Origin of the sequence: Thermoactinomyces sp. CICC 10521, from assembly GCF_016055135.1 — a bacterium.
GTDB classification, from domain to species: domain Bacteria; phylum Bacillota; class Bacilli; order Thermoactinomycetales; family Thermoactinomycetaceae; genus Thermoactinomyces_A; species Thermoactinomyces_A daqus.
Genome location: NZ_JAECVZ010000005.1, coordinates 130,912 through 145,895, shown reverse-complemented (window position 1 = coordinate 145,895; position 14,984 = coordinate 130,912). Strand labels below are relative to the sequence as shown.

Here is a 14,984-nt window from a genome sequence, read left to right as displayed (position 1 = left end):
GAGGTTGAAAGATGGTTATTAAGCCGAAATTTCGCGGATTTATTTGTACGACTTCGCATCCGGAAGGGTGTGCCAGGCAGGTTGCCAGGCAGATCGAATATACCAAAAGCCAACCGAAAATCAATGGGCCGAAAAAAGTGCTCGTAATCGGTTCTTCCACCGGCTACGGGCTGGCTTCCCGAATTGTGTCCGCTTTCGGGGCGGGTGCCGATACGATCGGCGTTTTCTTTGAACGGCCGAGCTCCGGTAACCGCACCGCGACCGCAGGCTGGTATAACTCCGCCGCATTTGAGAAAGAGGCGGCCAAAGCCGGTTTGTTTGCCAAAAGCATCAATGGCGATGCCTTTTCCAAGGAAATCAAGGAGCAAACGATCGACCTGATCAAAAAAGACTTGGGGCAGGTGGATTTGGTTATTTACAGCCTGGCTGCTCCCAAACGGGTTCATCCGGAAACGGGAGAGGTTTTCTCTTCCGTGATCAAGCCGATCGGGCAATCTTACACCAACAAAACGGTCGATTTTCACAGCGGACAAGTGTCGGAAACCACCATTGAGCCGGCGACTGAAGAAGAGATCCGCCATACCGTTGCCGTCATGGGCGGGGAAGATTGGAAAATGTGGATCGATGCATTGCTGAAAGCCGGCGTACTGGCTGAAGGAGCAACAACGGTCGCCTTCTCTTACATCGGTCCGGAAATCACCTATCCGGTATATCGCGAAGGAACGGTGGGACGGGCAAAAGATGATCTGGAAAAGACGGCGCATGATCTGGATGCCCAACTGAAGCAAATCGGCGGACATGCCTACGTTTCCGTCAACAAGGCCCTTGTCACGCAATCAAGCGCCGCAATTCCCGTTGTACCGCTTTACATATCGCTCCTTTATCAGGTGATGAAAGAAAAAGGCTTGCATGAGGGTTGCATCGAACAAATGTACCGGCTGTTTGCCGATCGTCTTTATGCCGGAGGAGAAGTGCCGGTCGACGGGCAGGGAAGAATTCGCATCGATGATCTGGAAATGAAGGAAGATGTGCAAAAAGAAGTGCTCAACCGATGGGATCGTGTTAATAACGAGACGCTGCGGGAGATTTCCGACATCGAGGGTTACCGCCGGGATTTCTTCCAGTTGTTCGGCTTTGAAACAGAAGGCATCGATTACGAGGCCGATGTCGATCCGGATGTGAAGATTCCAAGCATAGAGGAAAAATAAGGAAATGAAGAGAGCCAGTTTGATTCGACTGGCTCTTTTTTGCAAATGAAAACGGCAGGCAATCGCCGGAACCCGGAGAGAAGAAAACCGGATCAAACCCGGAGGGGCATGAGGGCACTGGCATGGCATCATGGACTTTTACAGAAAAATAGCTCCCGCAGTGAATGGGAGCCGTGAAGCATTAATGCATCATAAATGTCGAATACCATACCATCCCGCAAAAAGAGACAAACATGTACCCGCCGAACAGATACATGTAAGTTTTTTCTGTAAACTTCATGTAGCCAAAAGCAATAAACAGAATCGTTTGCACAATAAAGAGGATGGCGGGAATGTACATTTGCCCTGCCAGGAACATCAGCGAGATGACAAGCGTCCAAAATCCCAGGACCCGAAACATTTGATCCATCTGCCCTACTCCTTTCTATGTATTTCCTTCAAGGCAATCCCATTTCACCGAGATTTCAAAATTATTATACCCTCAGCGGCGATTCGCTATCAAGCAATGCGGAAAGGATGTTCATAATGCAGACACTTGTTGTTCACAAACAGAAGCAAACCGGTTGGATTCGCTTTCATCGGCCTGATGTCCGCAATGCGGTGAACCTTGCCATGATCGGTGAATTGGAAAGCGTTATCAGGGAATGGAAAAACGACCGGAACCTGAAGGCGATCGTATTTTTGGGAGATGAGAGAGCTTTTGTCTCCGGAGGCGATGTGTCCGAGTTTCACCAGTGGACCAAGAAGGAAGAGATTTTTCCCGTCATGCGCCGCATGGGAGCACTGCTGGAAGAGATTGCGCGGCTTGAGCTGGTGACGGTGGCGGCCGTGGAAGGGTTTGCCGTCGGAGGAGGGTGTGAAATTGTGGTCAGCTGTGATTTTTGTCTGGCTTCCCCCAAAGCGAAGTTCGGCATGATTCAGGTGAATCTGGGAATCACGACCGGTTGGGGCGGCGCCGGCCGTTTAATGCGGAAGATCGGTCGAACCCGGGCATTGGACTGCCTGTTAACCGGACGGATCTTAAGCGGAGAGGAAGCGAAGGAATGGGGGATCGTCGATGCGCTGCTGCCGGAGGATGGATTCAGAAGCCATGTGGAAAGCTATGTCGAGAAGTTGACGAAAGCGCCTGTTTCCGTCATTCGGGCGTATAAGCAGGTGGCTGACAAGATAGAGAGAGAACGGGAACAAGGCACATATGAATTGGAGGCAGAGCATTGCGCCGTCTGCTGGGAATCCGATGAACATCGACTGGCGGTAGAATCCTTTCTGAACCGAACCAGAGCAAAAAAAGAATAATCCGTGGCGAAGAAAAACGGCCGGGAAAACCATGTCATCGTGCGTGAAAGGTCAGGTATACTTCCACTTCCAGCTGGTAATAAAAATTAATAGATCCATATACTATGATTTATATCATTTGCATACAGTTAAGTGAAGGAAGTTTTGCGAGTCCTTGCAGGAGGATAGGAGGTACCGTTATGGCTGTAAAGCGCCAAGATGCCTGGACGCCTGAAGATGACATGGTGTTGGCCGAGGTGACCCTCAGGCATATTCGCGAAGGAGGAACACAACTTTCCGCTTTTGAAGAAGTAGCGGAAAAGTTGGGCAGAACTCCGGCTGCCTGTGGTTTTCGTTGGAACAGTACAGTGAGAAAAAAGTATGAGGCTGCAATTCAGATTGCCAAGTCCCAACGGCAAAAAAGATCCCAGGAAAGGGGGCGATCGGCCTCGCTGCGGATGAAAAGCGGTGCGCTTGCCGGGGAGGATCTGGCTTACTCCATTGAAAATATCATTCGCTTCTTAAGGCAGTATAAAAATGAAGTGACCGAACTGAAACGGCAGCAAAAACAATTGGAAAAAGAGCTGGAGGAACGGGAGCGGCAACTGAAAAAACTGGAACAGGAAAACATGGAAATGAAAGACCAGCTCAACCATGTGCAAAGCGATTATCGCCTTGTCAACGATGACTACCGCACCCTGGTACAAATTATGGAGCGGGCCCGTCGCATGGCGTTGCTCGGTGAGGAAAATGATGAAGAAGGGAAGTTCCAATCGGAAGAGAGCGACAATCTGCAGCATGTGGATAAATAGCCGGATAAAGAAAGACCCGCATTAAAAGGCGCATGTGGGTCTTTTTTAATCGGTTTATTCTTTCAGGCCTACCCCGGGCGGAAGCCACACATACGGGCTTTCCCCGCGATCGCGCTCAGGGTTGTAGCGAACGGGTTGGAAACCCATTTTTCTCCAAAATGAATCAGAACGGTTGCGGGCATTGGTTTTAATCGGCAAGAACAAGCTTTTTGCGTAACTGACGAGCGCATGTCCAAGTCCTTGCCCGCGGTATTGCGGCAACACTTCCAGTTTCCAAATTTCATAATAGTCCTGGCTGGGATGAAAATACCAGTCATATTTGGCGCTGACCCGATATAAGCTGATGCGGGCGGCCAGCTGACCGTCGCGGTAAATGCCGTAGAAAGGGGACTGACTGTTATTTTCTACGATGTTGGCTTCCAGATCTTCCAGCATGGAAAGCTCAGGGAGTCCGTATTCGTTGAATTTTTGGAACTCCTCCAAGGTTTTGTAATTGATCTTCAACTGCTCGACTTTCAAGGGTTCCATGCTTTTTCCCCCTTTGATACCAAGAGTTTTACCAGAGTCAACTTTATTTTAGCATAAATGGCCGAATGATTTGGGAAGGACAAAAATTATTTATTGTCGAACATTATGATGAATAGGATTTTATATCTTTATCATTTAACTTTATGCTGGGAATGAGGTGGGCTATGTCAATCCGAAAAGTGTTAGTCGCCAATCGCGGAGAGATCGCCTGTCGGATTATGCGCACATGCCGGGAACGAGGGGTGAAGACCGTCGCGGTTTTCTCCGATGCGGATCGGGATCTGCCCTTTGTGAAGATGGCTGATGAAGCCGTTCCGATCGGCCCGCCGCCGGTCGCACAGAGTTATTTGAAGGTGGAGGCCATTTTGCAGGCGGCAGAAAAGACCGAGGCGGACAGCATTCATCCCGGTTACGGCTTTTTATCGGAAAATGCCTCCTTTGCCGAGCAGGTGCTGAAAGCAGGACTGACCTGGATTGGGCCGAAGCCGTTCACCATTGCGCAGATGGGAGATAAAGTGACGGCCAGACAAACGATGATCGAGGCAGGGGTTCCGGTGGTTCCCGGCAGCGGTGCTTTATCCTCTGCGGAAGAAGCGGTTCGACTGGCGCGGGAATGGGGCTATCCTGTCATGATCAAGGCGAGCGCCGGCGGGGGCGGAATCGGTATGCATGTTTGCCGGGGAGAAGAAGAGCTGCGTTCTGTCTTTTCATCAGTCAAACAAAAGGCGCAGGCTTATTTTGGCGACGGGAAGCTGTTCCTGGAAAAATGGCTTCCGCGGGCCCGCCACGTCGAGGTGCAGATCGCCGCCGATGCGTTTGGCAATATACTCCACCTCTATGAGCGGGAGTGTTCGGTTCAGCGGAGAAACCAGAAAGTGATCGAGGAGAGCCGTTCACCGTCCATCAGGGAGGAAACGAGACAAAAGCTGTACGATGCGGCGATTCGGGCCGCCAAAGCTGTCAACTATCTGGGATTGGGAACGGTTGAATTTATCCTCGATGAGTCCGAGCAGTTTTATTTCCTGGAAATGAACACGCGGTTGCAGGTGGAGCACCCGGTAACGGAAGCGATCACCGGCTTTGACCTGGTCGCTTGGCAGCTCGACGTGGCCGAAGGGAAACCGTTTAAGTTAAAACAGGAGGAGATTCCGCTTCAGGGACATGCGATCGAGTTCCGCCTTTATGCCGAAGACCCCGTGCGCTTTTATCCTTCGCCGGGCAAGCTGAACGCGTTTCAATTTCCCGCAGGGGACGGCATCCGCGTCGATGCGGGGGTGGAAGAAGGGAATACCGTTTCCCCGTTTTATGATCCGATGATTGCCAAATGTATTGTAAGCGGTTGCAACCGGATGGAGGTGCTCCAGCGAAGTCGGTTTGCCCTTGAGCGTTTTCGGGTTGAAGGCATCAGAACCAATCTCCCCCTTTTGCTGCGCATTTTGGAGCATCCTGATTTTGTGCGCGGCCATTATCATACTGGATTGATTGCGGATTTAAAAAATGAATGAGGTGAAGAGAATGGCAGAGGTTACTGCGAGCATGGCAGGTACTGTTTTATCCGTGTTGGTGGCACCGGGGGATCGCGTTGAAGCCGGCCAGGATGTAGTGATTTTGGAATCGATGAAAATGGAGGTGCCCGTGCAGGCGGAACAGGGAGGAATCGTGAGCGAAGTCAAGGTGGAAGAGGGTTCTTTTGTCGGAGACGGAGAAGTTCTGCTCGTGCTGAGCGTGGAAAGCTAGAGGTGGCTTTCAATGGAGGTAAAAATTGTTGAAGTCGGCTTGCGTGACGGATTGCAAAATGAAGCGGTGATCTTGCCGACCGATGCGAAAAAAATTCTTGTCAAGAAACTAATTGCCGCAGGGGTGAGGGATATTGAGGTCACCTCGTTTGTTCACCCCAAGTGGGTGCCGCAGCTTGCCGATGCGGAACAACTGGCCAGTGAACTCCCTTCCAATGCGGCTGTTGTCTATCGAGCGCTCGTTCCAAATCGCCAGGGGCTGGCGCGCGCGCTGGAGACAAAAGTGGATGAATTTGCCGTTTTCATGTCAGCCAGCGAGGCACATAACCGCAAAAATATCAACAAGAGCATTGCAGAAACCTACCCGGTTCTGGAAGAAGTGACCAAATTGGCCAAACAACAAGGGAAGAAAGTTCGCGGCTATGTTTCCACCGTGTTTGGATGCCCATATGAAGGAGATGTGGACATATCGCAAGTGGCAAAAATATGCGAACGGTTGTTTGCGATGGGGGTTTATGAAATATCTCTGGGCGACACGATTGGTGTGGCCACCCCCAATGATGTGAAAAAAGTTCTCAAGGCACTGCTGAGCCAGTTTCCGGCCGAAACGCTCGCCGGCCATTTTCATGATACAAGAGGAACGGGGCTGGTCAATGCCTATGTGGCTCTGGAATTGGGCATCACCACATTGGACACTTCCTTCGGGGGAATGGGGGGCTGCCCTTATGCTCCGGGTGCTGCAGGCAATCTGGCGACCGAAGACTTGGTTTATACATTGGAGCGAATGGGCGTCAAAACAGGCATCGACCTGGAGCGATTGTGTGATGTGAGCCTGACCGCCCAGCGGATTCTTGGGAAAGCGCTTCCTTCCAAGGTGCTGAAAAGCTATGTGGGAAGCAAAAAACGAAAAAGTTAGGAGGAGAAGGATGCCTTCAATTTTGCTTGAGAAGAAAGAGGGCTTGGCCATTGTAACGATCAACCGCCCCGAAGTGCACAACGCCCTGAACCGGACCGTATTGAGCGAACTGGCGCAGGTGACGGAAGAATTGGCAAACGACAGGCAGACGCGTGTTGTGATCATTACCGGAGCAGGGGAGAAAGCATTTTCTGCGGGAGCGGACTTGAAGGAGCGGCGTACGATGTCGGAGGACGAAGTTCGTCACTTTATCAGGCTGATCCGCGATACATTCACCAAAATTGAGCAAATGCCGAAGCCGGTCATCGCCGCGGTCAACGGAGCCGCTTTCGGCGGGGGAACGGAACTGGCTCTGGCCTGCGACCTTCGTATCGTTGCCGAACATGCCATGCTGGGGTTGACCGAAGTTTCGCTCGGCATCATTCCCGGGGCCGGAGGGACGCAGCGCCTGTCGAGACTCGTGGGAAAAACGAAAGCAAAAGAATGGATCTTCACAGCCAGGAAGGTGACGGCAGCGGAAGCAGAGCGCTGGGGCCTGGCCAATCAGGTAACGCCCCGGGGGAAAACGCTGACAACAGCGATCGAGTGGGCACAAGCGATCAAAGAGAATGCACCGCTGGCCTTGGCTCAGGCCAAATTGGCCATCGACCGTGGTCTGGAGACCGATCTGGAGACGGGTCTTCTGTTGGAAACCAAGGCATACGAGACGCTGATCCCGACAAAAGACCGGCTGGAAGGGTTGGCCGCCTTTAAAGAAAAAAGAAAACCACGCTATACTGGCGAATAGACGCGGGGAGGGATCCGAAATGAAAGAGACATGGTCCGAGGAATTGAAGGAAAGGATTGAAAAAATTGAGGCCGGCGGTGCTCCGAAATATCATGAAAAACTGAAGCAGCAGAAAAAACTGTTTGTACGGGACCGGCTGCGGTTGCTCTTTGATGATGATGTTCAGCTGGAAGACGGAAAGTTCGCCAACTTCATGGCCGGGGACTTGCCGGCAGACGGAGTGGTGACCGGGATTGGCCGGATTCACGGCCAAACGGTATGCGTGATGGCCAATGATTCAACAGTCAAAGCCGGATCGTGGGGGGCCCGCACAGTCGAGAAAATCATTCGCATCCAGGAAACGGCAGAGAAGTTGCAGGTTCCGATCATTTATCTGGTTGATTCCGCCGGGGCGCGCATCACCGACCAAATTGAAATGTTTCCCGGGCGCAGAGGGGCGGGACGGATTTTTTATAATCAGGTGAAACTTTCGGGCATGGTTCCGCAGGTCTGCGTTTTGTTCGGCCCGTCGGCAGCCGGTGGTGCTTATATTCCCGCCTTTTGCGATATCGTCATCATGGTGGACAAAAATGCCAGCATGTATCTGGGGTCGCCGCGGATGGCGGAAATGGTGATTGGCGAAAAGGTGACATTGGAGCAGATGGGAGGCGCCCGCATGCATTGCTCCGTGAGCGGCTGCGGTGATGTGCTGGCATCGAGCGAAGAAGAGGCGATCGCCGCGGCCAGGCGTTATCTGAGCTATTTTCCGGCCAATTATCTCGGTAAACCGGCGATGGCAGAACCGAAGCAGCCGTCGCCGGAAGCGCGACCCATTGCCGAAATCGTGCCGGATCATCAAAATTCGCCTTTTGATATGCTCGAACTGGTTCACAGCCTGGTGGATGAAGGTACTTTCTTTGAAATCAAAGCTCTGTTCGCCCGTGAACTGATTACCGGCTTCGCCCGCTTGAACGGACGGGTGATCGGGGTGGTGGCCAATCAGTCCAAAGTGAAAGGCGGCGTTTTGTTCGTCGATTCGGCCGACAAGGCTGCCCGCTTTATCACGCTGTGCGATGCCTATCAAATTCCGCTCCTGTTCCTTGCCGATGTACCCGGGTTTATGATCGGAACCCAGGTGGAACGGGCCGGGATTATCCGTCACGGGGCGAAGATGATTGCGGCTATGTCGGAGGCGACGGTTCCCAAAATCTCTGTCATCGTGCGCAAAGCGTACGGAGCGGGTTTGTATGCCATGGCCGGCCCCGCCTTTGAACCGGATGCCTGCCTCGCCCTGCCAACGGCGCAGATTGCCGTGATGGGGCCGGAAGCGGCGGTCAATGCGGTTTACAGCAATAAAATCGCTGAGTTGGAGGAGCCGCAACGAACCCGATTTGTCATGGAGAAACGGGAGGATTATAAAAAGGATATCGACATCTATCGTTTGGCGAGTGAACTGATCGTCGATGATATCGTTGCTCCCGAGCGGTTGCGGGATGAGCTGATTGCCCGCTTTGCCGCATATGAATCGAAACAGATGACATTCAGCAAACGAAAACATCCTGTCTACCCGGTCTGACAAGAAAAGGAGCCCTGCCCGGCTCCTTATTTTAAAAGGGGCATGTCCATCCGTTTCCTTCCCTTCCGCCGGGCGAAGATGCACCCATGGGGCGGACATAAATGCCGGAGTCGGGAAAGGGGCGATTTTTTTGTGGGAAACATGCTGGAGCAAGAGGTGAAAAGATGAAATATGTAATCGGGATCGATCTGGGAACCAGCAGTGTCAAAACGATTTTGGTCAATCAAAGGGGAGAGGTTTGCGCGGAGGTTTCCAAGAATTATCCGCTGATTCAGATGAAATCCGGCTACAGCGAGCAGGATCCGGAGGAATGGGTCGGGCAAACGGTATCGGCCTTGTCCGAGCTGCTTTCCCTTTCCCGCGTCAACCCCGCAGATATTGAAGGAATCAGCTATTCCGGGCAGATGCACGGGTTAGTGCTGTTGGATGATCACCATCAGGTGTTGCGTCCGGCAATTCTTTGGAATGACACGAGAACCACTGCGCAGTGTACAGCAATTGCCGAGGCATTGGGAGAGGATTTGCTGCGGATCACAAAGAACCGCCCGTTGGAGGGATTTACACTGCCCAAAATTTTATGGGTAAAGGAGCATGAACCGGAAATTTTCAAGAAGGCCCGGGTATTTCTTTTGCCCAAGGATTATTTGCGGTTCAGGATGACCGGAGTGATCTGCAGCGATTTTTCGGATGCGGCCGGGACGTTGCTTTTGGATGTGGCGGAAAGGAAATGGAGTGCGGAGATTTGCCGCCAGTTGGGAATTCCGCCGGAGATTTGTCCTCCTCTTGTGGAGTCCCACGAATTTGTCGGCACCTTGCTTCCTGAGATTGCGCAGCTGACCGGGTTGCGGAGGGGGACAAACGTTTTTGCCGGCGGGGCGGATAATGCTTGCGGGGCAGTCGGGGCCGGAATTTTATCGCCAGGAATCACGTTGTGCAGTATCGGAACATCCGGCGTCATTCTGTCCCATGAAGATCAGAAGGAGCGGGATTTCAAAGGAAAAGTGCACTTTTTTAACCATGCCAAAGCCGGTTCCTTCTATGCTATGGGCGTTACCCTTTCCGCCGGTTACAGCCTGAGCTGGTTTAAAGAGACTTTTTTCCAAAATGAAACGTTTGAAGGATTGTTGCAAGGTGTTAACGAGGTTCCGCCCGGTTCCGGCGGGCTGCTCTTCGCTCCTTATCTGTTTGGAGAGCGAACACCGCACGCCGACTCGGCGATCCGGGGCAGTTTCATCGGAGTTGATGCGGCTCATCGCAAAGAGAATTTTGTGAGGGCTGTTATGGAGGGGATCACGTTTTCGCTACATGAGACGATCCGGATTTTCCGAAGTGAAGGAAAAGCGATTGACCGGATCATCTCGATCGGCGGAGGAGCCAAAAACCAATGCTGGCTGCAAATGCAGGCGGATATTTTTGGCGCCGAGGTGATCAAACTGGAAAGCGAGCAGGGACCTGCTTTGGGTGCAGCTATGCTGGCGGCATTCGGTTGCGGCTGGTTTGCATCGCTCGAGGAATGTGCAGAACAGTTTATCCGCCCGTCTTCGGCGTTTTATCCGCAATCGGAGGCAGTGAAGAAATACCAGGCGCTCTTTGAGATTTATCAGGAAATTTATGCGAAAACCAAAGGGATCTGCCATGCCATGCAGTCTCTGAAAACGTGGTAAAAAGGAAAGCGTGGAAACGATCTTCCGCAGATAATCTTTGGTTGAGCCGATTTGCCTGTGCCTGTTGAAGAGAGGGAACAGTAAAGACAAATGACGGTTTGGGGATGCGATTTGACAGTAAATGCCCTTTGCTCCATATACGGCAAAGGGCTTCAGCTAGTTGACCACTTCCGGCAGTCGTTTAAGTAATTGGCATGTTTTCTTAACGGACGGATCAGCGTTTTCCTCCGGATTTTACTTGCATCCGCGGGTTGTCAGGTTTGACATGAATATATCTGTGCCTGTAAGGCTACTTTTGTTATACTCAAATGGAAGAAACGAGAAATCTGCCTTGGGCAAAAGAAATGGAGCGTGAATAAAATGCGGGTGGCTATTCTGGGGTCCGGTTCACTGGGACTGCTGTGGGGAGCGCGAATGCAGCCGCTTTTCGGGGAAAATCTGCTTCTGTTGACTAGAACAAAGGAGCAGGCAGAATTGCTGAATCGCGAAGGAATCCGCTTTATCGGCCAGGGCGGAGAAACGGAACAACGTGCTTGTCATGCCGTATGCAGTGATGAGATGCCTGAAGGGAAGATCGACCTGTTGCTTGTCATGGTCAAACAAACGCATTTGTCGGCCATTCTTCCTGTGATTCAAAAAGGAACTCACCCGGAATCGCAAATTATTTTTTGGCAAAACGGATTAGGGCATCAGGAGAACATTGCCCGACTGACAGATCGCCCTTGGACTTATCTGTCGGTGACCACCGAGGGGGCATTGAGGGAAGGAGACAACGTGATTCGCGGAACGGGAAGGGGAGAGACGTCCATCGGTTTATATCCCCCGTCAGAGGAAAAACCTCACCCTCTGCTTTTGCGCTGGATAAACATATTGAAGGAGCAAGCTGGGTGCAACATCCTATATGATCGGCAAATATTGCATAAGATATGGGGAAAGCTGGCTGTCAATTGTGTGATCAATCCACTGACGGCGCTTTACGGGGTGAAAAACGGAGCACTCCTCTCACCCGAGTATCAAGCGGAGTGGAAAGAGATTTTACATGAAGTGGTTTTGGTGGCGAACCGGGAGGGAATTCCCTTATCCTATGCGGATCTGGACGAGAAGGTGAAAAGCGTCTGCAAACAAACGGCAGGAAACTTTTCGTCAATGCTGCAGGATGTCATGAGGGGGAATAAGACGGAGGTCGATTTTATCAATGGGGCGATTGTACGGCTTGGCCGGAAACACCGGATCGATACACCGGTCAATTTGCGTCTTGTGAATCTGATCCATGAAAAGGAAGAACAAATGTTATAATAAGAAAGGTTGAGCAGCGAAAAGCAATCAAACTGTTATCCGTACATGAAGCCGGGCTTTCGGTTTGCCATTGATCGTGGAGGGGGTATTTTGGCGCGTTCAAAGCGGTTTTTTTCATTTGAAACGTTTGTCCTGGCAATTATATTGGGTACGGTGGATGCCATTTTGGTCACACCGGTTTTGCCATTTATCATGAAGGAGTACGGATTGCCCATCCATTGGACGATATGGGTGATCTCCCTATATATGGCTTTTTTCTCTTTTTCGCTTCCAGTCATGGACAGCTGGGCGGTGAATACCAGCCGCACAAAGGTGTTTATTCTCTCGGTCGCTTTTCTGGCGTTTGGGTCACTGACAGCGATTCTGGCGAAAAAATGGGTTTGGTTTATGTGGGGAAGGGTAATTCAGTCTGTCGGGGCCAGCGGGCTGGTTCCATGCGTTTCCGTCTATGCCCGCCGTTTTTTGAACCGCCCCGGCAAATGGGGGAAGCGGGTCATCCTGTTCGGACTGGGATTCGGGTTTATTCTCATGCCTTTGCTTTCCGTTTCCTTCGCGCATGAACTGGGATGGCGTTCAGTCTTTTTTGTCCACCTGCTTTTACTCCTGTTGCTCCTCCTGATTGTCAGGCGATGGAGCCTGCCCGATCAACCGCGGCGGGTAAAAGGAGCTTCGGGTGAGTCGATTCTTTTCTTCGGACTGACGATCCTGTTTTTGATGACGGCGGTGTCCAGTACCGATTTTTTGGAAGGCCTGCCCGCTTTTTTCGACCGGGATGTTCTTCCCTTATGGATTGTGGCCATCGGCATGGTTGTCCCTCTGTTTATGGTGGAACGCCAGGAGAGACAGCCTTTTTTTGACCCCCACCTGTTTGCCCACTGGCGGCTCTGGCTGTTATATTTACAAGTGGCGCTGTGCGGCTTTGCCTGGGTGGCCCTGCTTTTGGTGCCGGTATGGCTGGTTCGGGTGACCCGGTCGAATGATTTCGGCATCGGGGCACTGCTCTCTTTCATCCTGTTCTGTGTATTGTTTTCGCTGCCGCTGATACACGGTCTGACCCGCAAATGGAATTTAAGGCGAACCATGTCGCTCGGATTCAGTCTGGCGGCGGTTTCCTATCTCGTTCTGGCTTTCGGAAATCACGGGATTTGGTTCTTTTCCGCCTTGGTTATGCTGGGATTCAGTTTCAGCTTTTCATTGGTTGCCCCTGTACACCAGTTTTTATTTTCCTGGGTGTCGCCGAGGCAGATTCGGAATGGATTAACGGCTTTGGGGATGTTTCGCACGGCGGGCGGGGCCATCGGCTTGACGGCGCTGGCGAGGCTGTTCAGCTCATTTAGTATCAGGTCGGCGGTTTTGACCGATCCGTTGAAGAGAGCGGCCGAGAGCAATATGCTTTTGTTTGCTGCGGGCGTGTCGTTGCTGGGGCTGGTTGTCAGTTTGTTGTTGCCTTTAAATAGACAGAAAGAGGTATAAGTCATTTCAGCTGATCATTTTGTTCATGATATACTATAAATGTAGGTTTTTAAGCTTATTTTGAAGAAGGAGTTCCATATGAAGCTGGAAACCATTAACGTTCAAGAAGGAACGGGTTTATTTCATTCTTATCTTGAAAATGAGGTATTTGTTCGTTCCTTTTATGCATATACACCCTGGGAGAAGGAAAGCATCAGCAAACGCGTTTCCTACCTGGATCAAATGCGGCCTGGGCTGGCTGCACCGCGCCTCAGATTAGTTGAGGCGCTTCAATCTTATCTGGAACCGGAGCTGTCTCATCCGGCGGTTATCCGCAATCTGGAACGGTTGAAAAATCCGGACAGCTTGGTTGTGATCGGCGGTCAGCAAGCCGGTCTGTTAAGCGGTCCCCTTTATACGATCCACAAGGCGATCACCGTTATCCAATGGGCCCGGCGGGCTGAGGAAATGCTGAACCGCCCGGTGATCCCTGTCTTTTGGATTGCCGGCGAAGATCATGATTTTGAGGAGGTCAATCATATTTGGATTGATCACCCGGAGAACAAATCGCGCAAAGTGAAACTGGAAGTTAAAGGGAAACCGAAACAGCCGGTCTCTGCTTACGTTCTCACCCCGGAGGAAACCCATTCCTGGCTGGAGTCGCTCGCACGTCTGCTGCCTGATCATGAGCATAAAAAAGAGTGGCTTGACAGAATGAAGCAATTGATTGGGGAGCCGCTTTCGTGGACCCGTTTTTTTGCGAGAGTGATGCACGATTTCTTCGGAAAATGGGGGCTTGTGCTCATCGACTCGGCGGACCCGGGGCTGAGGAAACTTGAAAGCCCCTTTTTCAGGGAATTGATTATGAAAAGCCCCCGGCTGCTGCAACACGTTGCCGAAAAAACGATCATGCTGGAGCAGTGGGGATTCCCGGCTCCGGTCGAGCTGAAGGACAATCAAGCCAACCTTTTCATCCTGATTGACGGCGAACGCTATCCGTTGTACCGGGAAGGGGAGGTCTGGCAGGCAGGAGAAACGGGTCACCGCTTTACGGAAGCAGAATTGCTCCATCTGGCGGAAACGGCCCCTGAACGATTCAGCAACAATGTGATCACAAGGCCGTTAATGCAAGAGTATCTGTTCCCGGTTCTCTTTTTTGTCGGAGGGCCCGGTGAAATTGCCTATTGGGGAATACTGCGGGAAGCTTTTCGCGAAATGGGGCTGGAGATGCCCATTGTGCTGCCGCGTGAACAGTTGACGTTAATCGACCGGCTGGCGGAAAAGCGAATCAATGATTTTTCCCTGTCTTGGATGGATGTTTTCAGCCGTCTCGAAGAAAAGAGGGCCCAATGGCTGGAAGAAAGAAAGCCTCCGGAGCTGGAAAGCCGGTTTTTGCATGCCAAAGAGTCCATTCAGGCTCTCCACCGCCGGCTGACCGATGAACTGGCTGGGGAAATCGGCATGAATATGCGGGAGATGGGCCGTAAAAACGAGGAGAAGGTTTTGGCGCAGATAGACTATTTCTACCGCTTTGCCAAAAAAGCGATCGAAACGAAGCACGGGGCAGGCTTACGTCAATGGGATGAGCTGATTGCCTCGGTCAGGCCGGACAGGAAACCGCAAGAGCGGGTCTATAATGTGATTCAGTATTGGAACTTATACGGGATCAACTGGATCGATGAATTGGTGGAAACATCTTTCGTTGACATTGATCGAGCTTTGCGGCATCATTTTGTTATCTTGTAAAATCGCCGT

14 protein-coding genes are annotated in these 14,984 nt (G+C 51.6%); 12 read left to right on the top strand and 2 right to left on the bottom strand.

Translation table 11 applies throughout. From position 1 onward, the window contains the following. The first annotated feature begins 11 nt into the window (after positions 1-11). Positions 12-1,208 (top strand): enoyl-ACP reductase FabV, encoded by a 1,197-nt coding sequence (gene fabV / locus I8U17_RS05840; protein ID WP_198055641.1) that lies wholly within the window; start codon positions 12-14, stop codon positions 1,206-1,208. Between the two features lie 181 nt (positions 1,209-1,389). Here the strand turns inward: fabV and I8U17_RS05835 are convergent, their stop codons facing one another. Continuing rightward, positions 1,390-1,617: a DUF2626 family protein gene (locus tag I8U17_RS05835; protein ID WP_033100225.1), complete on the bottom strand. Its 228-nt coding sequence runs from the start codon at positions 1,615-1,617 to the stop codon at positions 1,390-1,392. Positions 1,618-1,733: 116 nt separating this feature from the next. On the opposite strand from I8U17_RS05835, the gene I8U17_RS05830 reads away from it, so the two are divergent. Together I8U17_RS05830 and I8U17_RS05825 are read left to right on the top strand one after the other, a co-directional pair. After that, complete coding sequence (locus I8U17_RS05830) at positions 1,734-2,504, top strand: enoyl-CoA hydratase/isomerase family protein (RefSeq protein WP_052154057.1); 771 nt, start codon at positions 1,734-1,736, stop codon at positions 2,502-2,504. A 179-nt stretch (positions 2,505-2,683) separates the two neighbouring features. Next, a complete protein-coding gene (locus tag I8U17_RS05825) occupies positions 2,684-3,295 on the top strand; it encodes an RsfA family transcriptional regulator (RefSeq protein ID WP_033100226.1) in 612 nt (203 codons plus the stop codon). A 54-nt stretch (positions 3,296-3,349) separates the two neighbouring features. Here I8U17_RS05825 and I8U17_RS05820 read toward each other — a convergent pair whose 3' ends face one another. Beyond that, the gene (locus I8U17_RS05820; RefSeq protein WP_033100227.1) at positions 3,350-3,823 is read right to left on the bottom strand and encodes an N-acetyltransferase; all 474 of its coding nucleotides are present in this window, start codon (positions 3,821-3,823) and stop codon (positions 3,350-3,352) included. A gap of 170 nt (positions 3,824-3,993) precedes the next feature. Between I8U17_RS05820 and I8U17_RS05815 the strand changes: the two genes are divergently transcribed. From I8U17_RS05815 to bshC, 9 genes are all read left to right on the top strand, one after another. Further along, positions 3,994-5,328, top strand: coding sequence for an acetyl-CoA carboxylase biotin carboxylase subunit (locus I8U17_RS05815; protein ID WP_370589218.1), 1,335 nt, complete (start codon positions 3,994-3,996; stop codon positions 5,326-5,328). A gap of 10 nt (positions 5,329-5,338) precedes the next feature. Next, a complete protein-coding gene (locus I8U17_RS05810; protein WP_033100228.1) occupies positions 5,339-5,560 on the top strand; it encodes an acetyl-CoA carboxylase biotin carboxyl carrier protein subunit in 222 nt (73 codons plus the stop codon). Positions 5,561-5,572: 12 nt separating this feature from the next. Continuing rightward, positions 5,573-6,475 carry a hydroxymethylglutaryl-CoA lyase gene (locus I8U17_RS05805; RefSeq protein ID WP_033100229.1) on the top strand — a complete coding sequence of 301 codons (903 nt, stop codon included), beginning with the start codon at positions 5,573-5,575 and terminating at the stop codon, positions 6,473-6,475. A gap of 10 nt (positions 6,476-6,485) precedes the next feature. Beyond that, positions 6,486-7,262 (top strand): enoyl-CoA hydratase-related protein, encoded by a 777-nt coding sequence (locus tag I8U17_RS05800; protein ID WP_198055643.1) that lies wholly within the window; start codon positions 6,486-6,488, stop codon positions 7,260-7,262. A 19-nt stretch (positions 7,263-7,281) separates the two neighbouring features. Further along, positions 7,282-8,817: an acyl-CoA carboxylase subunit beta gene (locus I8U17_RS05795; protein WP_198059153.1), complete on the top strand. Its 1,536-nt coding sequence runs from the start codon at positions 7,282-7,284 to the stop codon at positions 8,815-8,817. A 164-nt stretch (positions 8,818-8,981) separates the two neighbouring features. Further along, positions 8,982-10,481: a xylulokinase gene (gene xylB, locus I8U17_RS05790; protein WP_198055644.1), complete on the top strand. Its 1,500-nt coding sequence runs from the start codon at positions 8,982-8,984 to the stop codon at positions 10,479-10,481. 360 nt (positions 10,482-10,841) lie between these two features. Next, positions 10,842-11,777, top strand: a complete 936-nt coding sequence (locus I8U17_RS05785; protein ID WP_198055645.1) for a ketopantoate reductase family protein — start codon at positions 10,842-10,844, stop codon at positions 11,775-11,777. 90 nt (positions 11,778-11,867) lie between these two features. Beyond that, the gene (locus tag I8U17_RS05780) at positions 11,868-13,250 is read left to right on the top strand and encodes an MFS transporter (protein WP_198055646.1); all 1,383 of its coding nucleotides are present in this window, start codon (positions 11,868-11,870) and stop codon (positions 13,248-13,250) included. 78 nt (positions 13,251-13,328) lie between these two features. Beyond that, complete coding sequence (bshC, locus tag I8U17_RS05775) at positions 13,329-14,975, top strand: bacillithiol biosynthesis cysteine-adding enzyme BshC (protein ID WP_198059152.1); 1,647 nt, start codon at positions 13,329-13,331, stop codon at positions 14,973-14,975. The last annotated feature ends 9 nt before the right edge of the window (positions 14,976-14,984 follow it).